Source organism: Paraburkholderia sp. RL18-085-BIA-A (genome assembly GCF_046027075.1).
GTDB lineage: Bacteria > Pseudomonadota > Gammaproteobacteria > Burkholderiales > Burkholderiaceae > Paraburkholderia.
This window is the reverse complement of sequence record NZ_JARESU010000013.1, coordinates 70,126-89,316: the sequence shown is the minus strand read 5'-3', so window position 1 is coordinate 89,316 and position 19,191 is coordinate 70,126. Positions and strand designations below refer to the sequence as shown.

Annotated in this window: 19 protein-coding genes and 1 tRNA gene; 9 read left to right on the top strand and 11 right to left on the bottom strand. The window is 63.3% G+C overall.

The window, feature by feature from the left end; all coding sequences use genetic code 11:
• Nucleotides 1-6 precede the first annotated feature (6 nt).
• Entirely contained in the window at nucleotides 7-1,305 is a 1,299-nt protein-coding gene (locus P0D89_RS12135) for a c-type cytochrome (RefSeq protein ID WP_408356030.1), read from the bottom strand.
• Between the two features lie 21 nt (nucleotides 1,306-1,326).
• The gene (locus P0D89_RS12130) at nucleotides 1,327-2,058 is read right to left on the bottom strand and encodes a c-type cytochrome (protein ID WP_408356032.1); all 732 of its coding nucleotides are present in this window, start codon (nucleotides 2,056-2,058) and stop codon (nucleotides 1,327-1,329) included.
• Nucleotides 2,059-2,427: 369 nt separating this feature from the next.
• Between P0D89_RS12130 and copC the strand changes: the two genes are divergently transcribed.
• Both copC and P0D89_RS12120 read left to right on the top strand, forming a co-directional pair.
• Nucleotides 2,428-2,805: a copper homeostasis periplasmic binding protein CopC gene (gene copC, locus P0D89_RS12125; RefSeq protein WP_408356034.1), complete on the top strand. Its 378-nt coding sequence runs from the start codon at nucleotides 2,428-2,430 to the stop codon at nucleotides 2,803-2,805.
• The gene (locus P0D89_RS12120) at nucleotides 2,802-3,731 is read left to right on the top strand and encodes a CopD family protein (protein ID WP_408356036.1); all 930 of its coding nucleotides are present in this window, start codon (nucleotides 2,802-2,804) and stop codon (nucleotides 3,729-3,731) included. Before copC ends, P0D89_RS12120 begins: the two co-directional genes overlap by 4 nt.
• 286 nt (nucleotides 3,732-4,017) lie before the next feature.
• Here P0D89_RS12120 and P0D89_RS12115 read toward each other — a convergent pair whose 3' ends face one another.
• The 3 genes from P0D89_RS12115 to dgoD form a co-directional block, all read right to left on the bottom strand.
• Nucleotides 4,018-4,278 carry a YodC family protein gene (locus P0D89_RS12115; RefSeq protein WP_408356038.1) on the bottom strand — a complete coding sequence of 87 codons (261 nt, stop codon included), beginning with the start codon at nucleotides 4,276-4,278 and terminating at the stop codon, nucleotides 4,018-4,020.
• Nucleotides 4,279-4,284: 6 nt separating this feature from the next.
• Nucleotides 4,285-4,587, bottom strand: a complete 303-nt coding sequence (locus P0D89_RS12110) for a hypothetical protein (protein ID WP_408356040.1) — start codon at nucleotides 4,585-4,587, stop codon at nucleotides 4,285-4,287.
• A gap of 286 nt (nucleotides 4,588-4,873) precedes the next feature.
• Nucleotides 4,874-6,022, bottom strand: a complete 1,149-nt coding sequence (dgoD, locus tag P0D89_RS12105; RefSeq protein WP_341314358.1) for a galactonate dehydratase — start codon at nucleotides 6,020-6,022, stop codon at nucleotides 4,874-4,876.
• Nucleotides 6,023-6,226: 204 nt separating this feature from the next.
• Here dgoD and P0D89_RS12100 point away from each other — a divergent pair, with 204 nt between their 5' ends.
• Nucleotides 6,227-6,934, top strand: coding sequence for a FadR/GntR family transcriptional regulator (locus P0D89_RS12100; protein WP_408356043.1), 708 nt, complete (start codon nucleotides 6,227-6,229; stop codon nucleotides 6,932-6,934).
• Between the two features lie 4 nt (nucleotides 6,935-6,938).
• Here P0D89_RS12100 and P0D89_RS12095 read toward each other — a convergent pair whose 3' ends face one another.
• Nucleotides 6,939-8,477 carry a DHA2 family efflux MFS transporter permease subunit gene (locus tag P0D89_RS12095; RefSeq protein ID WP_408376623.1) on the bottom strand — a complete coding sequence of 513 codons (1,539 nt, stop codon included), beginning with the start codon at nucleotides 8,475-8,477 and terminating at the stop codon, nucleotides 6,939-6,941.
• Between the two features lie 135 nt (nucleotides 8,478-8,612).
• Here P0D89_RS12095 and P0D89_RS12090 point away from each other — a divergent pair, with 135 nt between their 5' ends.
• Nucleotides 8,613-9,056 (top strand): MarR family winged helix-turn-helix transcriptional regulator, encoded by a 444-nt coding sequence (locus P0D89_RS12090; RefSeq protein WP_408356047.1) that lies wholly within the window; start codon nucleotides 8,613-8,615, stop codon nucleotides 9,054-9,056.
• 63 nt (nucleotides 9,057-9,119) lie between these two features.
• Here the strand turns inward: P0D89_RS12090 and P0D89_RS12085 are convergent, their stop codons facing one another.
• From P0D89_RS12085 to P0D89_RS12065, 5 genes are all read right to left on the bottom strand, one after another.
• Complete coding sequence (locus P0D89_RS12085; RefSeq protein WP_408356182.1) at nucleotides 9,120-9,470, bottom strand: hypothetical protein; 351 nt, start codon at nucleotides 9,468-9,470, stop codon at nucleotides 9,120-9,122.
• A gap of 272 nt (nucleotides 9,471-9,742) precedes the next feature.
• Nucleotides 9,743-9,819, bottom strand: a tRNA-Met gene (locus P0D89_RS12080).
• An 86-nt stretch (nucleotides 9,820-9,905) separates the two neighbouring features.
• Nucleotides 9,906-11,564, bottom strand: a complete 1,659-nt coding sequence (locus tag P0D89_RS12075; RefSeq protein ID WP_408356050.1) for an MFS transporter — start codon at nucleotides 11,562-11,564, stop codon at nucleotides 9,906-9,908.
• A 218-nt stretch (nucleotides 11,565-11,782) separates the two neighbouring features.
• Nucleotides 11,783-13,330, bottom strand: coding sequence for a sensor histidine kinase (locus P0D89_RS12070; protein ID WP_408356052.1), 1,548 nt, complete (start codon nucleotides 13,328-13,330; stop codon nucleotides 11,783-11,785).
• Nucleotides 13,331-13,345: 15 nt separating this feature from the next.
• Nucleotides 13,346-14,116 (bottom strand): response regulator, encoded by a 771-nt coding sequence (locus tag P0D89_RS12065; protein WP_408356054.1) that lies wholly within the window; start codon nucleotides 14,114-14,116, stop codon nucleotides 13,346-13,348.
• Nucleotides 14,117-14,347: 231 nt separating this feature from the next.
• On the opposite strand from P0D89_RS12065, the gene recA reads away from it, so the two are divergent.
• The 5 genes from recA (at nucleotide 14,348) to sucD (ending at nucleotide 19,167) form a co-directional block, all read left to right on the top strand.
• Nucleotides 14,348-15,424 carry a recombinase RecA gene (recA, locus tag P0D89_RS12060; RefSeq protein ID WP_042321135.1) on the top strand — a complete coding sequence of 359 codons (1,077 nt, stop codon included), beginning with the start codon at nucleotides 14,348-14,350 and terminating at the stop codon, nucleotides 15,422-15,424.
• 7 nt (nucleotides 15,425-15,431) lie between these two features.
• Nucleotides 15,432-16,130: a recombination regulator RecX gene (recX, locus tag P0D89_RS12055; RefSeq protein WP_408356056.1), complete on the top strand. Its 699-nt coding sequence runs from the start codon at nucleotides 15,432-15,434 to the stop codon at nucleotides 16,128-16,130.
• A gap of 117 nt (nucleotides 16,131-16,247) precedes the next feature.
• On the top strand, nucleotides 16,248-16,991 hold the full coding sequence (locus P0D89_RS12050) for a DUF2889 domain-containing protein (protein WP_408356058.1): 744 nt from the start codon (nucleotides 16,248-16,250) through the stop codon (nucleotides 16,989-16,991).
• Entirely contained in the window at nucleotides 16,988-18,157 is a 1,170-nt protein-coding gene (gene sucC, locus P0D89_RS12045; RefSeq protein ID WP_408356060.1) for an ADP-forming succinate--CoA ligase subunit beta, read from the top strand. Before P0D89_RS12050 ends, sucC begins: the two co-directional genes overlap by 4 nt.
• Nucleotides 18,158-18,285: 128 nt before the next feature.
• On the top strand, nucleotides 18,286-19,167 hold the full coding sequence (sucD, locus tag P0D89_RS12040; RefSeq protein ID WP_228875199.1) for a succinate--CoA ligase subunit alpha: 882 nt from the start codon (nucleotides 18,286-18,288) through the stop codon (nucleotides 19,165-19,167).
• Nucleotides 19,168-19,191: the final 24 nt, after the last annotated feature.

Below are 19,191 nucleotides of genomic sequence, written 5' to 3'. Positions count from 1 at the left end.
CGCTGCTTAGTCGAGCGGCGCCGAACGCAGATCGGCCACTTGCTGCGGTGACACGGCCGTACCGTGGTTGCCCCACGACATACGGATGTACGTCACAACGGCCGCCACTTCCTGATTCGACAGCGACTGCGCGAACGGCGGCATGCCATACGGATGCGGGTTGGCGTCCGTGCTCGGCGGGTAACCGCCGTTCAGCACCATACGGATCGGGTTGACCGCCGACGGCATCTGGATCGACTGGTTGTTCGCGAGCGGCGGGAAGGACGGCGGCATGCCGAGACCATTTTCCGCGTGGCACTTCGCGCAGTTGTCAGCGTAGATCTTCTGGCCTTGCTTCAACAGTTCGCCGCCGAACTTTTCCGACGTTTCGAGCTGCAACGGCTCAGGCGCCTCGCTCTTTTGCGGAATCGTCTTCAGGTACGTGGCCATCGCGTTGATGTCCTCGTCCGTCATGAACTGCAGGCTGTTGTGAACCACTTCGGCCATCGGACCGAACACCGCGCCGCGGTTCGACACGCCCGTCTTCAGCAGATCGGCGATGTCCTTCAGGTCCCAGTCGCCGAGACCGGCTTCGCGGTTCGACGTCAGCGACGGCGCGTACCAGTTCTGCAACGGGATCAGGCCGCCGGCAAACGCCGCCGAGTTGACCGGACCGCCCATCGCGTTGATCGACGTGTGGCACATGCCGCAATGGCCGAGGCCTTCGATCAGGTACGCGCCGCGGTTCCATTCGACCGACTTGGTCGGGTCCGGCTTGAACTCGCCTTCACGGAAGAATAGCGTGCGCCAGCCGATCAGCATGTTGCGCTGGTTGAACGGGAATTTCAGTTCGTGCGGACGGCTCGGCACGTTGACCGGCGGGACCGAGCGCAGGAACGCGTAGATCGCGTCCGAGTCGGCGCGCGTAACCTTCGTGTAGCTCGTGAACGGGAAGCCCGGATAGAGCAGGCTGCCGTCTTTCGAGCGGCCGGTGTGCATCGCGCGATAGAAGTCGTCCTGGGTCCACTTGCCGATGCCGTACTGGTCGTCGGGCGTGATGTTCGGCGTGAACATCGTGCCGAACGGTGTGGCCATTGGCAGGCCGCCGGCGAACTGCTTGCCGCCGCGCACCGTGTGGCAGGCGATACAGTCGCCGGCGCGGGCGAGATACTCGCCCTTCTTGATCAGTTCGGCCTGGTCGGCGGGCGTTGCCGCCATCGCCGTGCCGTTATGCAGGTTGTCGCCGCCCGACCACAGGACGGGAACGAGTGCGGCAGCCGCGACCACGACGACTGCCGAGAGTGCGAACAAAGACTTGCGTTTCATTTGAGTGTCTCTCCCGGTGCCTTATTGCGGTTCGCTGCCGCAGGCAAGCGGAGTCTTCATCGAGCGGGCCGGAGCCGGCACGGGGTTTTGTGGGGCCTGCTGCGTGGAAAGCCATGAAGCAACGGCATTCACGTCTTCGTCGGTCAGGCGCGTGGCGATGGTGTGCATGCAATCAGGCGCGATGGCGTGACGCGAGCCCGAGCGCCATGCGCCGAGCTGCGCGCTGATGTAATCGGAGTGCAGACCGACGAGACCGGGGATAGCCGGTTCCATACCCGTCAAAGCCTTGCCGTGGCAAGCCACACAAGCCGGGATCTGCTTCGATGCGTCGCCGTTCAGCACCAGCTGCTGGCCGCGCGCGAGCGTGGCCGGCGACACCGTCGGCTTGGCCGGCGGCGGATACGGCGGACGCTGCTGCGAGAAGTAGGTGGCGATCTTGTGAAGGTAGTCGTCCGAAAGATACGTGACGAGGTAATTCATGGGCGGGTACTTGCGACGCCCGTCGCGGAAGTTCTGCAGCTGATTGAACAGGTACTCGGCCGGCTTGCCCGCGAGGCGTGGGAAGTAGTCGTTGTCGGTACCTTGCCCATGAGTGCCGTGGCAGGCCGTGCACCCTTGCACGCGCGCTTCCATCGTATCAGGGGCCTTCGGTTGAGTCTGCGCTTTCGCAGCGCTATAGACACCCGCGAAGCCGATCATCAGAAGGGCGAGCAACGGGCGGAAAAGGCGTCTTGAAGACACGCGTAACTCCATCAAAATCGGGGACCTGACCGAACTTCGAGCGGCTCGGTGTGAAGGGCAGCCGGCGCTGCGGCGACGCAGCATTCTATCATCGAAGGGTGATGGTGACTATTTGCCACAGGCGAGAAGGTTCCGGGGTGTGACAGCCATGCGACAGTTTGACGCGCAATTGCCCTTCGTGGGGTCTTTGCGTCATCTCAAAATTAGCGACGCGTTCCACGCCGCCAGCGCGACTCGCGGCATGCCGTTCGAGAAAGCAGGTTGAACCGATGTCCGCGAGAACCATCGAAGCGTACACTTCCGGGCTTGCCCGCCGCTCCCGGAGCCGGGCGTGTCCCGGTTCGAGCCATCGTTTTCCTGTTCATCCGCTATCGGCCTTACATGAAGCTATTCCAATTTTCCCGTCCGGTGCTACGTGCGTTGATGTTCGGCGCCGCGGCGCTGGTTGTGACGTCCGCCGCGTTTGCGCATGCACATCTGGCATCGAGCGAACCGGCGGCCAACGCCGAAGTCGCGGCGGCCGCCGCCGTCACGATCCATTTCACCGAGCCGCTCGAGCCGGCCTTCAGCAAGATCACGCTTGCCGATGCGAGCGGCAAGGCCGCAGCCCCCGCTGCAGCGGAAGTCGACAAGCAGGATCCCAAGGTCATGCGCCTGCCGTTGCCGCAGTTGAGCGCGGGCCGCTATGCGGTGCACTGGATCGCGGTTGCCACGGACGGCCACCGTACCCAAGGCGACTTCGCGTTCGACGTCAAATGAGCATCGACGGACTGTGGATCGGGCAGGTCGCGATGGCCGCGCTCATGAATGTCGCGTTTGCGTTCGCCGTCGGTTCGGCGCTGCTCGGCGCGTGGCTCGCGAAAGACGCCCGGCAGCAGATCTCGCCGGCGCGGCCGGCCTGGCTGCGCGCGCATCGTTCCATGCTGACCGCCAGCGTCGTACTGGTGCTCGCCGACCTCGGCTGGCTGCTGTATCAGGCGGCGTCGATGAGCGGCGTCGCGCTGCCGGCCGCGTTCGGCGTGGTGCCAACCGTGCTCACGCAAACGCATGTCGGCTACGGCTGGAGTGTCGCGTTCGGAGGCGCGCTGGTGCTGCTCGGCACCGCTCTGACCGGTCAGCCGGGCATGCTGCGCAATGCGCTGCTGTGGCTGGCGGTGATCGCGATCGCCGCGGGCAAGGCGTCGCTCGGGCATGCGGCCGATGCCGGCGTGGCCTCGGCGGCGATCGGCATGCAAACGCTGCACGTGCTCGTCACCGCCGTGTGGGGCGGGCTGGCGATGGCGGCGGGGCTCGCGGTTCTGCCGGCGCTTGGCGCTTCGACCGCGCGCGGGATGCTGATCCGCACCGCGACCCAGGTGTCGAATATGTCGGTGGTGGCGGTCGGGCTGGTGCTGCTGTCCGGCATCTTCAATGCGGTGCGCGGCTCAGGCGGCTCGCTCGCAGCGATTCAGTTCAGCACGTGGGGCCATGTGCTGACGCTGAAACTCGTGCTCGTCGCGCTGGCGCTGGTGCTCGGCGGACTCAACCGGTTCCTCGCGCTGCCGCGTCTGCGCCGGACCGCATCGACGATGGATGCGCATACCTTCGTCAATGTGCTGTATCTGGAAGCACTGGCGATGATCGGTGCGTTTGCCGCGGCGGCCGTACTGTCGCATAGCGTGCCGGGGTTCGCGGCGCTGGGTTGAAGCGGGCGGCGGCGCGGTGCATTGCGTTGAGTGAGGCCGCACGGCTTGCTGCAGCCCGAGGGCGCTGTGTTCGAATCACAAGCGTCTGTGCATCCGACGCTAGGGTCCTGAGCGAAGGTTCGTACGGCAAGCTTCCTTGCTGGCCGTACTTCACTGCCTGCCTCCCCAGTGCGCGCGACGCACATCGCTCACCTTTGCAACAAGCACCCTCCACATAAAAAAACGCCACACAGCAAGAGCGTGCGGCGCAATGCACACGGTCGCGTGGCGGTGGCCAGCAGATCCGCTACTGCTCTTTAATCGACGAGTACCGTGCGACCCGGTCCGTCCCTTCCAGGGTCTCTTCCGCAAACATCTCCTGCTGCAGTTCGCCGGCGTCGCTGAACCATTGGCAGATCAGCCAGTTGCCCGGCGCAAATAGCACCGGGCCGCTCCATGTCGCGGTCATCGGGCGTCCGCCGCAGCGGAGCTTCAACTCGACGCCCGCGCGAGACGCCGGTTTCGCGAATCGCTTTGCCAACCGCGCGGGAAGTAGTCCGCCCGACATGCCCGCTTATTCCAGCCCTAGCCGATGGCCGACGATCGGCGCACAGAAGAGCGCGATCGCGCAGCCCGCAGCCTTGCCTTCGAGTTCGGCGCCGGCAGCGCGCGAGCCGTACAGATGCGTCAGCAGGTCGAAAAGCTGCGGCAGGCAATAGACGAACGCGGCGGCGACGAAGCATTTTTCAACCACCGAGATGCGCCAGCCGCGTTCGAACGCGAGCACCGCGCCGAAGATGCGCAGCACGCCGAACCCGACCAGCGCGCCGACGGCCGCCTGTTCCCGGATGAGATAGTCCGGCAGGAATTCGCCCATGATGTTCCCCGCTGCATGTTGTTTGCAGGCATTTCAGCAAGGAGAGGGCCATGCGTATGTCTGATGCCGAACAAACAGCTTGAAAGCCCTGGTGGATAAGGCTTTGCGCGAGATGAGGCGGGGCAGGGAAGGGGCTTGGGAGCCCCGTGTTTCGGCCGGTTTGGCCCGGGATGCCACGTGACTGCGACGGCCCCCGTCACGTCACCGTGACACGCGAGTGGATCGTCGGGCGAGCCGTCGCAACGTAAATAAACATGCCGCCCGCAGGCGGCATGCATTCACGCATTTACCATTCGGCGACGCTGCCGTCCTCGTGGCGCCACACCGGGTTGCGCCAGCGATGCCCGACCTTCGCCATCTCGCGCACTTTCTCTTCGTTGACCTCGATGCCGAGGCCGGGGCCTTGCGGAATCGACACGAAGCCGTCTTCGTATTTGAAGACTTCCGGGTTCTTGATGTAGTCGAGCAGGTCGTTGCCCTGGTTGTAGTGAATTCCGAGGCTCTGTTCCTGGATGAACGCGTTGTAGCTCACCGCATCGATCTGCAGGCAGGTTGCCAAAGCGATCGGGCCGAGCGGGCAATGCAGCGCGAGCGCGACGTCGTACGCTTCGGCCATCGACGCGATCTTGCGGCACTCGGTGATCCCGCCAGCGTGTGACGCGTCCGGCTGGATGATGTCGACGTAGCCGCCCGACAGAATGTGCTTGAAGTCCCAGCGCGAGTACAGACGCTCGCCCAGCGCGATCGGCGTGTTGGTCTGGTTGACGATGTCACGCAGCGCTTCGGCGTTCTCCGACAGCACCGGCTCTTCGATGAAGAGCAGCTTGTACGGGTCGAGTTCTTTGGCCAGCACCTTCGCCATCGGTTTGTGCACGCGGCCGTGGAAGTCCACGCCGATGCCGATATTCGGTCCGACCGCCTCGCGCACCGCCGCGACGTTGTTGATCACGCCTTGCACCTTGTCGAAGGTGTCGATGATCTGCAGTTCTTCCGAGCCATTCATCTTCACGGCCTTGAAGCCGCGTTCGACCACAGCTCGCGCGTTGTTCGCGACGTCGCTCGGACGGTCGCCGCCGATCCACGAGTAGACCTTGATCCTGTCGCGCACCTGGCCGCCGAGCAGCGCATGCACCGGCACGCCATGATGCTTGCCCTTGATGTCCCACAACGCCTGGTCGACGCCGGCGATCGCGCTCATCGTGATCGGGCCGCCGCGATAGAAGCCCGCGCGGTACATGACTTGCCAGTGGTCTTCGATCAGCAGCGGGTCCTTGCCGATCAGATAGTCGGACAGCTCTTCCACCGCGGCCGCAACCGTGTGCGCGCGGCCTTCGACCACCGGCTCACCCCAGCCGACGATACCTTCGTCAGTCTCGATCTTCAGGAAGCACCAGCGCGGCGGAACGATGAAGGTTTCGAGCTTGGTGATTTTCATGGTGTGAGTCTCCTTGCGGCTTGGGCGTCTGCGAAATATTTCGAGGATTCACATGCTACAACAAAATCGCATTTAAGTACTATTAATAGTATTATTTGCCAAATAGTGACCGGAGGATGTTCAGAGCCGGACGGCGTCTACGCGGCGGACCTGGCAAGTCGGGGCGGCCGGTCCACGCTCGTCCGGGGCGCGGTTCCGATTTGAATGACGCCGCAAGGCCGCTGGGAGAAAGCTATTCAGCACGATCTGCATGGGCGCGTTGCCCATCTGCTGGCAACCGCGATTCTGCGCGGCGACTATGCGCCCGACTCGATCCTGCCGCGCGAGGCCGAGTTGATGGATTCGTTCGGCGTCAGCCGCACGGTATTGCGCGAGGCGCTGCGCACGCTGACCTCGAAAGGGCTGATCGAATCGCGGCCGCGCGTAGGCACGCGCGTGCGGCCGAAGCCCGCGTGGAATCTGCTCGATGTCGATCTGCTCGACTGGTACTCGCGCGTCGCCGAGCCGATGACGTTTGCGCTCAAGCTGCAGGAAATGCGCGAGATGATCGAACCGTATGCCGCGAGCCTCGCCGCAGCCTCATATACGGACGACACGTTTCGCTCGCTGGCCGACGCGCACGCCGCGATGGCGGCGGCGCGCAATGTCGACGAGTGGGTGCGGGCCGATCTGCAGTTTCATTTGAGCGTGCTGACCGCGTGCAGCAACGAATTGCTGATTCCGCTCGGCACGCTGATCGAGCGCACGCTCGAAGCGCAGCTGCGGCTGAATGCGAAACGCGCGGAGGTCTTCAACGCGTCGCTGGCCGAGCATACGGCGGTGTTCGACGCGATTCGCGAGCGCGATTGCGCCGCCGCGCGCGCGGCGATGGCGTCGTTGCTCGGGGTGACGCGCGGGCGGATCGAGGGATGAACGATCAATCCATCGCCGCATGCGCGACCGACGCGTCCGGCGCCTTGCGCGACGGGCGGATCAACAGCAGCAGCGGGATCACCAGCAGCGTCGCCATGAACATCAGCTTGAAGTCGTTCAGATAGGCGATCATTGACGCCTGCTGCGTGATCGACGCATTCAGTGCCGCGATGTCGTAGCTCGAGCCGTTGCCGAGCATGGGCTGGATCGCCGGATTGAACGGCGTGATGTTCGCCGCGAGATCCGCGTGCGAGATCTGAGTGTTGCGCGTCATCAGCGTTTGCACGATCGAAATGCCGATACTGCTGCCGATATTGCGCATCAGGCTGTACGTCGCGGTGCCGTCCGCGCGCAGTTCCGGTGCGAGCGTCGAGAAGGTCAGCGCGCTCAGCGGCACGAACACGAGACCGAGCCCGAAGCCCTGGATCACGCCCGGCCACACGATGTCCGACGGCGACAGCACGATCGTGTAGTGCATCATCTGCCACAACGCGAACGCCGAAATCAGGAAGCCGGCGAGCAGCAACAGCCGCGCGTCCACCCGCTTCAACAGCCGCCCCGCGAACAGCATCGCGATCATCGTGCCCGCGCCGCTCGGCGCCGTGACGAGCCCAGTGGTCGCGACCGGATAGTTCATCAGGTTTTGCAGCATCGGCGGCAGCAGCGCGCGCGTCGCGTACATCACCGCGCCGATCACGAAGATGAAGAAGGTGCCGGTCGCGAAGTTCGGGTCCTTCAGCAACTTGTATTTGAAGAACGAGGTCTCGCCGACCGTTGCCGTATGCACGAGGAAGAACGCGAAGCTGACCGCGGCGACGAGCGACTCGATGACGATCTCGGTCGATGAGAACCAGTCGAGCTGTTCGCCGCGATCGAGCATCGCCTGCAACGCGCCGATCGCGAGACCCAGTGTGATGAAGCCGAACGCGTCGAACTTGACGTCGTGTTTCGGCTCGCGTGAGGGCAGGAAGGTGGCTACGCCGAACAGCGCGAACGCGCCGACCGGCACGTTGATGAAGAACACCCAGCGCCAGTTGTAGCTGTCGGTAAGCCAGCCGCCGAGCGTCGGTCCGAGAATCGGTCCGACCATCACGCCCATGCCCCACACCGCCATCGCCTGGCCCTGCTTTTCGCGCGGGTTGATGTCGAGCAGGATGGACTGCGACAGCGGCACCAGCGACGCGCCGAAAATCCCTTGCAGCAAACGCGATGCGACGATCTGCGTGAGCGTTTCCGACAACCCGCACAATGCCGACGATACCGTGAAGCCGCCGATCGCGAAGATCAGGAGGCGCTTCACGCTCAGCCGGTCGGACAGCCAGCCGGTGAGCGGCGTGGCGATCGCGGCGGCGACGATGTACGAGGTCAGCACCCACGTGATCTCGTCCTGCGACGCGGACAGTGCGCCCTGCATATGTGGCAGCGCCACGTTGGCGATCGTGCTGTCGAGCGTCTGGATCAGCGTCGCGAGCATGATCGAGATGGTGATCATCGGCCGGTTGAGCGGCGTGGCTGCGCTCGCCGGCGAGGAAACGGAGGACATGGGGATCGGGGTCGTCGATATAGTAAGCATGCTTATTATATCCCCGTGATGGATCGCCACCATCGGGAGTTACGCGGAGGCTGAATTGCGTCCGCCATGACGCTGGATGTCGAAAGGCTTTCGTATAATCCGCACATGAAAACCCAACTCGAAGAGCGCTTCGGCTTTCTGGTTTCCGACGTCGGCCGGCTGGCAGGCAAGCGTTTCGACGACCTCGCGAAATCCTCGGTCGATCTCACGCGCGCGCAGTGCCGCGTGCTGGCCTATCTCGCGCATTACGGCGACATCAATCAGGCGCGGCTTGCGGATTTGCTCGAAGTCGCGCCGATTTCGGCGGGCCGTTTGCTGGATCGGATGGCGGAGGGCGGCTGGATCGAACGGATCGCCAATCCGCGGGATCGGCGCGAGTACCAGGTGCGTATGACGCCGAAGGCCGAGCGCACGCTCGGCAAGGCGCGCAAGGTGGGCGATGAAGTCGCGCTCGAAGCGCTCAACGGTTTCACCGATGAAGAGGCGGCGCAATTGATCGCGCTATTGCAGCGCGTGCGCGGCAATTTGAGCCGGCTGGTGGATCGGTGATGCGTACGTGCGGTGGGGTGCTTGCCCGCGCTGGTTAGCGCGCGGGCTCGTTCACTTTTACCGTTACTTCGAATCGGTGGCGGGTGCTGTTCCCGATGGCGGGACCAGTTCGAAACACGCGGGTGGAGCGATGGCTGTTTTCGTTCTCGCGTCCGGCTGTTGCGGGTCGATGCATTTGAAAGCGCTTTGATCGCGCTGGACAAAAATGGTGTCGGCCGGGCCGGCATTGCCGTGCGCGCCGTTCACAACGGCAACGATTTTGTAGCCGTCCTGCAGCAGGGTGGACAGGGTGATGGGACTGGCGCGCCACTGGCTGTCGGGCGGAGTCTGCGCGTGAGCGGTCAGCGCGGACGTGGCGCCTACGAGCGCGACGGAAGCGGTGGCTACGGCGAGTGCGGCGGTGCGGAACGTCATCAAGAAACCTCCTTGAAGTTGCGATCGGGAAAGCCAAAATAAAAAAGCCGCTGAACCTTGAGGGGCAGCGGCTTTTTGCAACTGGCGAAGAATCAATGCAGGGAGGATAACTCACTCCGTTGAAAACATCGGTTCAGGGATGGTAACAGATCGTGAGTGACGGGCCTTTGTACAGCGGACTCAACTCACGCACCGATCCGCCGTCGCAAAACCGTCTTGGCAAAACGAAAGGCCCGCTCTCGGTTAAGAGAAGCGGGCCTTGCGAGTGATGCTGGTGGCGAATCAGGGACTCGAACCCCGGACCTGCGGATTATGATTCCGTCGCTCTAACCAACTGAGCTAATTCGCCGAAAGAAGCGAGATTATGCTGACCGCGCCGGAGGCTGTCAACCCCCGGCGCACAACTTTTTCAAGTTGCCGGTCCGTCAACTACTGTCAGTCCTTTGCGTAGATGTCCGAGTCCTTGGTTTCCCGGACGAACAGTATGCCGATCACGAAGGTGACCAAAGCGATGACGATCGGATACCACAGCCCCGAGTAGATGTTGCCCTTCGCCGCGACGATCGCGAAGGCCGTGGCCGGCAGGAAGCCGCCGAACCAGCCATTGCCGATGTGATACGGCAGCGACATCGACGTATAGCGGATGCGCGTCGGGAACATTTCCACCAGCATCGCCGCAATCGGACCATAGACCATCGTCACGTAGATCACGAGGATCGTCAGGATCACCACGGTCATCGGCCAGTTGATCTGCGACGGATCGGCTTTCGGCGGATAGCCGGCCGCCTTCAGCGTCGCGGCGAGCGTCTTGTCGAACAGCTTGCCTTGCTCCTTCGCATCGGCGGCGTGGCCTTCGAACGTGTTGACCACCGTATCGCCGACCCGGATCTGCGCCAGCGTGCCCGCCGGCGCCGCGACGTTCTCATAGTTCAGACCGGCCCGCGAGAGCGCGCTCTTCGCGATGTCGCAGGAACTGGTGAACTTGGCCGTGCCGACCGGGTTGAACTGGAACGAGCACTGCGCGGGATCGGCGATCACGACGATCGGAGCCCGCGCGGTCGCGGCCTCCAGAGCCGGGTTGGTGTAGTGCGCCAGCGCCTTGAACAGCGGGAAGTACGTGAGCGCGGCGATCAGCAGGCCGGCCATGATGATCGGCTTGCGGCCGATGCGGTCCGACAGCGAGCCGAAGAACAGGAAGAACGGCGTGCCGATCAACAGGGCGATCGCGATCATGATGTTGGCGCTGCTGCCGTCGACCTTCAGCGTCTGCGTCAGGAAGAACAGCGTGTAGAACTGGCCGGTGTACCAGACCACGGCCTGGCCGGCGGTGAGGCCGATCAGCGCGAGAATCACGATCTTCAGGTTCTTCCATTGGCCGAATGCTTCGGACAGCGGCGCCTTGGAGGTCTTGCCCTCAGCCTTGATGCGCTCGAACACCGGCGATTCATGCAGTTGCAGACGAATCCACACCGAAATACCCAGCAGGATGATCGACGCGATGAACGGAATGCGCCAGCCCCAGGCACCGAACGCGTCTTCGCCCATCGCCGTGCGCACGCCGAGAATCACCAGCAGCGACAGGAACAGGCCGAGCGTGGCGGTCGTCTGGATCCACGCGGTGTAGAAGCCGCGGCGTCCCGCCGGCGCGTGTTCGGCCACGTAGGTCGCGGCTCCGCCGTACTCGCCGCCGAGCGCGAGGCCTTGCAGCATCCGCATTGCGATGAAGATCACCGGCGAGGCCATGCCGATCGCCGCGTAGCCCGGCAGGAAGCCGACGAGGAACGTCGACAGACCCATGATCACGATCGTGATGAGGAACGTGTATTTGCGCCCGACCATGTCGCCGAGCCGGCCGAACACGATCGCGCCGAAAGGCCGGACCGCGAAGCCCGCGGCAAAGCTGAGTAGCGTGAAGATGAAAGCGGCGGTCGGATTGACGCCGGAGAAGAAGCTTTTGCTGATGAAGGCCGCGAGCGAGCCGGCCAGATAGAAGTCGTACCACTCGAAAACCGTACCCAGCGACGATGCGAAGATCACCCGCTTCTCCTCGCGCGTCATCGGCACGTGCGAGATTTGCCCGCCTACGGTAGCCATATGTCGTCTCCAATATTGATATGCACGCGGATCGCCAGCAAAGGCGTTCCCGTGCAACCGATTATTGGAGTGGAAACTTACGGCGTACTGACGTGGCGGGGTGAAATGACGGAGCACCCGGTGCCTGCCAAATTCGGGCAAAGCTTGGCAAATTTGTGCTAACGGAGTCCAACGTACGCGTAAATTATCTCAAAATAGCGCCCGCATGGTTTCGAGGCTCAAGCCGCGTTAGGGTAAGTCCCGCCCCGCTCATGCACATGCAAACTGACACGCACGAGCGTCCCGGCCAGCCGCGGCGAGGTCTGATAAACGTTGTCGTCGATGGTCAGCTCGCCGCCGTGCATGGTCGCGATTTCGCGGACGATAGCCAGTCCAAGGCCGCTGCCGTCGCCTTCGCGGCCGAGAATCCGGTAGAACCGCTCGATCACCCGCGAGCGCTCGGCGACCGGAATGCCGAGGCCTGTGTCTTCGACTTCCAGGTGCACGAGCCGCGCCGCGGCGTCGTGCCTTACCCGGACGGTGATGCGCCCGCCCGATGGCGTATAGCGGATCGCGTTGTCGATCAGGTTCGACAGCATTTCGCGCAGCATCACCGGATTGCCGTCGACCTCGACGGGCTCGTCGGGCGCCTCGTAGCCCAGGTCCATCTGTTTGGCGAGCGCGGCTTGCACCCAGTCGCGCACGGCGCTGCGCGCAACCTCGCCCACCTCGACCGGCGTGAAGATTTGTCCCGACATGCGGTTTTCCGCGCGCGCCAGCGCCAGCAACTGCGTGACGAGCCGCGCGGCGTGCTCCGAACTGGTGGCGATCTGTTCGAGCGAGCGGTGCACTTCCTCGGACACGTCCTGACGCAGCGCCAGCTCGGCCTGGGTGCGCAGGCCGGCGAGCGGCGTCTTCATCTGATGCGCGGCATCGGCGATGAAACGCTTCTGCAGTTCCATGTTCTGTTCGAGCCGGGTGAGCAGATCGTTGAAGGAAGTCACCAGCGGCTCGATTTCCGGCGGCGCGCGGCGCGCTTCGAGCGGCGACAGATCGTCCGGGCGCCGCGAGCGGATGTGCGCCTGCAGCGCGTGCAGCGGCTCGAGGCCGCGTGACAGGCCGAACCACACCAGCAGGATCGCGAGCGGCAGGATCACGAACTGCGGCAGGATCACGCCCTTGATGATGTCGTTGGCAAGCTGGCTGCGCTTGTCGAGCGTTTCGGCGACCTGCACCAGCACGGGCTGCGCGCCCGGCGTCTGCGGGAACTCGACGGTCGTGTAAGCGACGCGGATATCGTTGCCGCGCAGCACGTCGTCGCGGAATTCGACGATGCCCGGCTGCGGCCGGTCCTCTTCATGCGGCAAGGGCATGTCGTGCTCGCCGCTCACCAGCTCGCCGCGCGTGCCGAGCACCTGATAGAACACGCTGTCGACGTTGTCGGCGCGCAGAAAGTCGCGGGTGGAGTCGGGCAGCGACAGCTCCGCCACGCCGTTGACCGGATGAATCTGGCGGGCGAGCACGTAGGCGTCGGTTTCGAGCGCGCGGTCGAACGGGCCGTTCGCGATCGACTTGGCGACCAGATAGGTGACCGCGAGGCTCATCGGCCAGAGCAGCAGCAGCGGCGCGAGCATCCAGTCGAGAATCTCACCGAACAGCGAGCGGGGGCGCGCTTCGGCGGCGGCTTCGGTTTCGTCGGGCGGGGCGAACGGATTGGCGTAGCGCTCGTCGCGCGCTTCGTCGAGGTCCGCCGCGTGCGCCGTGGCGCGATCTGCGCGTGCGGACATGGGCGTCCTCTTCCTCTATTTATAGTGGTGACTTGCCGGCATCGCGCCGGACGGCGGCGAGGCGGGCGGATCGGGCTCGGTGGAAGCGGGCGTGGCGGCCGCACTCGCGCTCGCGGGCGACGCCGCCTTTTCGAGGCAGTAGCCAAGGCCGCGCACGGTGATGATGCGCACGCCGCTCGGCTCGATTTTCTTGCGCAGACGGTGCACGTAGACCTCGATTGCGTTGTTGCTGACTTCCTCGCCCCATTCGCATAGATGGTCGACGAGCTGTTCCTTCGACACCAGCCGGCCGATCCTTTGCAGCAGCACTTCGAGCAAGCCGAGTTCGCGCGCCGACAGGTCGATCACCTGGTCGTTCACATAGGCGATCCGGCCAACCTGGTCGAACGACAGTGAGCCGTGCCGCACGACCGTGGGGCCGCCGCCCGCGCCGCGGCGGGTCAGCGCGCGCACGCGCGCTTCGAGCTCGTTCAGCGCGAAGGGTTTCGCCATGTAGTCGTCGGCGCCGAGGTCGAGACCTTTGACGCGTTCGTCGACGCTGTCCGCGGCGGTCAGGATCAACACTGGCAGGTTGGAATTGCGCGCGCGCAGACGCCGCAGCACCTCGAGTCCGGACATGCGCGGCAGGCCCAGATCGAGAATCAATAGGTCGAACGTCTGCATTGACAGCGCGGTATCGGCTTCCACGCCGCTCTTCACGTGATCGACCGCATAGGCCGATTGGCGGAGTGATCGAACCAGACCGTCCGCGAGTATGCTGTCGTCTTCGGCAATCAGAATTCGCATGATGCGCCAACCTGGCCTTGCCGGCACCGAAGGTGTCTCCGGCGCACAGCGGTCTCCGAAAATTATTGTGGGTGGTTTGGGCAGCGCGACGGTAAAAATGCGCGTTCGCATGAGAATCGCGCTTGCCAAAACCACTGTTTTTTTATACAGTGTCTGGGTTTCGTGTGCTGTCCGCTAAAAGTGGGCGGCACATCTGCCTCAGACGCCGTTCATCATAGCAAAGGACGATTCATGGAAGAAAGCAAGAAAGGCTCGGCTGGACTGACTGCTGAAAAGAGCAAGGCGCTTGCCGCCGCGCTCGCGCAGATCGAAAAGCAGTTCGGCAAAGGGTCGGTCATGCGGCTCGGCGCAGGTGAGGTAGTCGAAGACATCCAGGTGGTCTCAACCGGATCGCTCGGCCTCGACATCGCGCTGGGCGTCGGCGGTTTGCCGCGTGGCCGTGTGGTCGAAATCTATGGCCCGGAATCGTCCGGTAAAACCACGCTGACGCTGCAAGTCATCGCTGAAATGCAGAAGATCGGCGGCACGGCGGCGTTTATCGACGCGGAACACGCACTGGACATCCAGTACGCGGGCAAGCTTGGCGTGAACGTGAACGACCTGCTGGTTTCGCAGCCGGACACCGGCGAACAGGCGCTCGAAATCGCCGACGCACTGGTGCGCTCGGGCTCGATCGACATGATCGTAATCGACTCGGTCGCGGCGCTCGTGCCGAAGGCTGAAATCGAAGGCGAAATGGGCGACTCGCTGCCGGGTCTGCAAGCGCGTCTGATGTCGCAGGCGCTGCGCAAGCTCACCGGCACGATCAAGCGCACGAACTGCTTGGTGATCTTCATCAACCAGATCCGCATGAAGATCGGCGTGATGTTCGGCAACCCGGAAACCACCACGGGCGGCAACGCGCTGAAGTTCTACGCGTCGGTGCGTCTGGACATTCGCCGGATCGGTTCGATCAAGAAGAACGACGAAGTGATCGGCAATGAAACGCGCGTGAAGGTCGTCAAGAACAAGGTGTCGCCACCGTTTCGGGAAGCGATTTTCGACATTCTGTACGGCGAAGGTATTTCGCGTCAGGGCGAAATCATCGACCTGGGCGTGCAGGCAAAGATCGTCGACAAGGCCGGTGCGTGGTACAGCTATAGCGGCGAACGGATCGGTCAGGGCAAGGACAACGCGCGTGAGTTCCTGCGCGAGAATCCGGACATCGCCCGTGAGATCGAAAACCGTATCCGCGAATCGCTGGGCGTCAATGCAATGGCCGAGGCAGTGACCGGCGCAGGCGCAGAAGTCGCGGACGAAGAAGAGTAACCCTCAAGTGATACGCAAGGGCCGGCCGTTGTCCGATGCCGGACGCCACTCGGGCGGCCCGCGTGACGAAGAGGACGATTCGTTCGAATCGTTCGACGCACACGATCGCGCTGCGGGCCGTGAACCGCAGCGCGCATCGTCTGAATCCTCTGCGCTTGCCGCCTCGGATCCTTCCGAGACCACCTACACCCGCTCGCGTCGCACGCCCGGCGAAGCGAAGCCAGGGCAGGACGAAACCAAAAAATCCCAACGCCCCGCACGTTCGCTCAAAGGACGCGCGCTCGGCTATTTATCTCGCCGCGAATACAGTCGCGCCGAACTCGCGCGCAAACTGAAGCCATTCGTCGAGGAAACCGATTCGCTCGATACCGTGCTCGACGCACTGGAAGCCGAGAACTGGCTATCCGACTCACGTTTCGCGGAAAGTCTGATTCACCGGCGCTCGTCGCGACTGGGCACGAGCCGGATCATCGGCGAACTGAAGCACCATGCGGTCGATCAGAGCCTCGTCGAAGAGGCCAGCGCGCAATTGCGTGAAACCGAACTCACGCGCGCCCAAGCTGTCTGGCGCAAGAAGTTCGGTCAGCTTCCCGAAACGCCGGCCGAGCGGGCGAAGCAGGCGCGCTTTCTGGCATCGCGCGGTTTCTCCGGCGCGACGATCGGCAAAATCCTCAAAGGCATCGACGAGACATGGAGCGGCGATTAGCGGCGCAACGTCCGCCGCGCGCTCAGGGGCGCCAATCGCTCGAACGTATTCCAACCTGTCTCAAATACCCAGTATGCTAAAATTCATGGGTTTTCCAATCCGGCCTTTCCTTCCCGCATGCCGCTTTCGCCGCCAGTGTCCCGTCAGTTGCGCCACCGTCGCGCAATCAGAGCGGAAGCCTATGAGCGAGCAGATGGTCTGTGGGATGTGGAAGCGTGCTTGACCGACGAAAAACCACGTGACGTGGTGCTTGCGTCGGGCGTCCGGCCCAATGGTCAGCCGATCCATGAACTCTGGCTTCGCATCACCATCGATCGCACGCTCAATGTCGTCGACGCCGAGGCGTCGTCCGACTGGGTGCCCTATCCTGGTTTGTGCCAAGTCAGCAATCCCGCCTACCGTGCCCTCATCGGGCTCAATCTGTTCAACAACTTCCGTCGCGATGTCGCCCGTTTGCTGGGCGGCACGGCTGGTTGCACGCATCTCACGGAGTTGTGCGCAATCCTGCCGACAGTCGCCATTCAGGCATTCGCCGGCGACGTGTGGAACACCAACGACGGCACACCGGGCGCGAACGCGAGTTCAGGGGACGAATCGTCTAACAGCACAGGCGAGCATTCCAACGACAAACCGCCATTCCAGCTGGGACGCTGCCACGCGCTGCGTTTCGACGGCGAGGCGGTGCAACAGTTCTATCCGCGCTGGTATGGCCACGCACCGCAGTCAGCGGGTCGCGCGGCGTCGTCAGGCAGCGACGGGGCAGTCCGCCGAACAGGCGAGGGCGGCAACGCGTCCGGCATGAACGACGGCAGCGGAAACGAAGTTCAATCCAACTCTCAGACTGAAGGGAATCACGCATGAAGATTCACGAGTACCAGGGTAAGGAAATCCTGCGGAAATTCGGCGTCGCGGTACCGCGCGGCAAGCCGGTCTTCTCGGTGGGTGATGCGGTCAAGGCCGCGGAAGAGCTCGGCGGCCCGGTATGGGTCGTGAAGGCTCAGATCCACGCGGGTGGCCGTGGCAAGGGCGGCGGCGTGAAGGTCGCCAAGTCGCTGGAACAGGTTCGTGAATACTCGAACCAGATCCTCGGCATGCAGCTCGTCACGCACCAGACCGGTCCGGAAGGTCAGAAGGTGAATCGTCTGCTGATCGAAGAAGGCGCTGACATCAAGAAGGAACTGTATGTCGGCCTCGTGATCGATCGCGTTTCGCAGAAGATCGTCGTGATGGCATCGAGCGAAGGCGGCATGGACGTCGAAGAAGTCGCGGAAAAGACGCCTGAGCTGATCCACAAGATCGCTGTCGATCCGTCGACCGGCCTGAAGGACGCTGAGGCCGACGAGCTTGCAACGAAGATCGGCGTTCCCGCCGCTTCGCTGCCGCAAGCACGCTCGATCCTGCAAGGTCTGTACAAGGCATTCTGGGAAACCGACGCATCGCTCGCCGAAATCAACCCGCTGATCCTGACCGGCGACGGCAAGGTCATCGCGCTGGACGCCAAGTTCAACTTCGATTCGAACGCACTGTTCCGTCATCCGGAAATCGTTGCGTACCGCGATCTGGACGAAGAAGATCCGGCTGAAGTCGAAGCATCGAAGTTCGACCTCGCGTACATCTCGCTCGACGGCAACATCGGCTGCCTCGTGAACGGCGCAGGTCTCGCAATGGCAACGATGGACACCATCAAGCTGTTCGGCGGCGAACCGGCGAACTTCCTGGACGTGGGCGGTGGCGCCACGACCGAGAAGGTCACGGAAGCGTTCAAGATCATGCTGAAGAACCCGAACCTGACCGCGATTCTGGTCAACATTTTCGGCGGCATCATGCGCTGCGACGTGATCGCGGAAGGCGTGATCGCGGCGTCGAAGGCCGTGTCGCTGAAGGTGCCGCTCGTGGTCCGCATGAAGGGCACGAACGAAGACCTGGGCAAGAAGATGCTCGCTGAATCCGGTCTGCCGATCATCGCGGCGGACAGCATGGAAGAAGCGGCTCAGAAGGTCGTCGCGGCCGCTTCGGGCAAGGCGTAAGCCAAGCCCCAAGCGCGTTTACCAGACGCACTTACCAGGATACGAATGGCGGCGTGCGAGCGACGCGGGCGCGAAACATTGCGCCGCGTGGCGCCACCGCGCGACGCCAAACGAACAGAGGTCAATACATGTCGATTCTGATTAACAAAGACACCAAGGTCATCACGCAGGGCATCACCGGCAAAACCGGTCAGTTCCACACGCGTGCTTGCCGTGAATATGCAAACGGCCGCGAAGCGTACGTTGCAGGCGTGAACCCGAAGAAGGCCGGCGAAGATTTCGAAGGCATTCCTATCTACGCGAGCGTCGCTGAAGCCAAGGCTGAAACGGGCGCGACCGTGTCGGTGATTTACGTTCCGCCGGCAGGCGCTGCTGCCGCAATCTGGGAAGCGGTCGAAGCCGACCTGGACCTCGCAATCTGTATCACGGAAGGCATTCCCGTCCGTGACATGATCGAGCTCAAGGCACGCATGCGCGCAAAGAACAGCAAGACGCTGCTGCTCGGACCGAACTGCCCGGGCACGATCACGCCGGACGAACTGAAGATCGGCATCATGCCGGGTCACATTCACCGCAAGGGCCGCATCGGCGTCGTGTCGCGTTCGGGCACGCTGACGTATGAAGCAGTCGGCCAGTTGACGGCGATCGGCCTCGGCCAGTCGTCGGCAGTCGGTATCGGCGGCGACCCGATCAACGGTCTGAAGCACATCGACGTGATGAAGATGTTCAACGACGATCCGGATACGGACGCCGTCATCATGATCGGCGAAATCGGCGGTCCGGACGAAGCGAACGCTGCTGAGTGGATCAAGGACAACATGAAGAAGCCGGTGGTTGGCTTCATCGCTGGCGTCACGGCGCCTCCGGGCAAGCGCATGGGCCATGCTGGCGCGCTGATCTCGGGCGGTGCGGATACGGCTGAAGCGAAGCTGGAAATCATGGACGCATGCGGTATCAAGGTCACGAAGAACCCGTCGGAAATGGCGCGTCTTCTGAAGGCGATGCTGTAAATCGAAATTCGCGTGCTGTAGCGG

Bases quoted from the DNA above. Each gene is read 5' to 3' on its own strand.
- P0D89_RS12135 (WP_408356030.1), bottom strand. From the start codon at position 1,305: ATGAAACGCAAGTCTTTGTTCGCACTCTCGGCAGTCGTCGTGGTCGCG.
- P0D89_RS12130 (WP_408356032.1), bottom strand. From the start codon at position 2,058: ATGGAGTTACGCGTGTCTTCAAGACGCCTTTTCCGCCCGTTGCTCGCC.
- copC (WP_408356034.1), top strand. From the start codon at position 2,428: ATGAAGCTATTCCAATTTTCCCGTCCGGTGCTACGTGCGTTGATGTTC.
- P0D89_RS12120 (WP_408356036.1), top strand. From the start codon at position 2,802: ATGAGCATCGACGGACTGTGGATCGGGCAGGTCGCGATGGCCGCGCTC.
- P0D89_RS12115 (WP_408356038.1), bottom strand. From the start codon at position 4,278: ATGTCGGGCGGACTACTTCCCGCGCGGTTGGCAAAGCGATTCGCGAAA.
- P0D89_RS12110 (WP_408356040.1), bottom strand. From the start codon at position 4,587: ATGGGCGAATTCCTGCCGGACTATCTCATCCGGGAACAGGCGGCCGTC.
- dgoD (WP_341314358.1), bottom strand. From the start codon at position 6,022: ATGAAAATCACCAAGCTCGAAACCTTCATCGTTCCGCCGCGCTGGTGC.
- P0D89_RS12100 (WP_408356043.1), top strand. From the start codon at position 6,227: ATGACGCCGCAAGGCCGCTGGGAGAAAGCTATTCAGCACGATCTGCAT.
- P0D89_RS12095 (WP_408376623.1), bottom strand. From the start codon at position 8,477: ATGTCCTCCGTTTCCTCGCCGGCGAGCGCAGCCACGCCGCTCAACCGG.
- P0D89_RS12090 (WP_408356047.1), top strand. From the start codon at position 8,613: ATGAAAACCCAACTCGAAGAGCGCTTCGGCTTTCTGGTTTCCGACGTC.
- P0D89_RS12085 (WP_408356182.1), bottom strand. From the start codon at position 9,470: ATGACGTTCCGCACCGCCGCACTCGCCGTAGCCACCGCTTCCGTCGCG.
- P0D89_RS12075 (WP_408356050.1), bottom strand. From the start codon at position 11,564: ATGGCTACCGTAGGCGGGCAAATCTCGCACGTGCCGATGACGCGCGAG.
- P0D89_RS12070 (WP_408356052.1), bottom strand. From the start codon at position 13,330: ATGTCCGCACGCGCAGATCGCGCCACGGCGCACGCGGCGGACCTCGAC.
- P0D89_RS12065 (WP_408356054.1), bottom strand. From the start codon at position 14,116: ATGCGAATTCTGATTGCCGAAGACGACAGCATACTCGCGGACGGTCTG.
- recA (WP_042321135.1), top strand. From the start codon at position 14,348: ATGGAAGAAAGCAAGAAAGGCTCGGCTGGACTGACTGCTGAAAAGAGC.
- P0D89_RS12050 (WP_408356058.1), top strand. From the start codon at position 16,248: ATGCCGCTTTCGCCGCCAGTGTCCCGTCAGTTGCGCCACCGTCGCGCA.
- sucC (WP_408356060.1), top strand. From the start codon at position 16,988: ATGAAGATTCACGAGTACCAGGGTAAGGAAATCCTGCGGAAATTCGGC.
- sucD (WP_228875199.1), top strand. From the start codon at position 18,286: ATGTCGATTCTGATTAACAAAGACACCAAGGTCATCACGCAGGGCATC.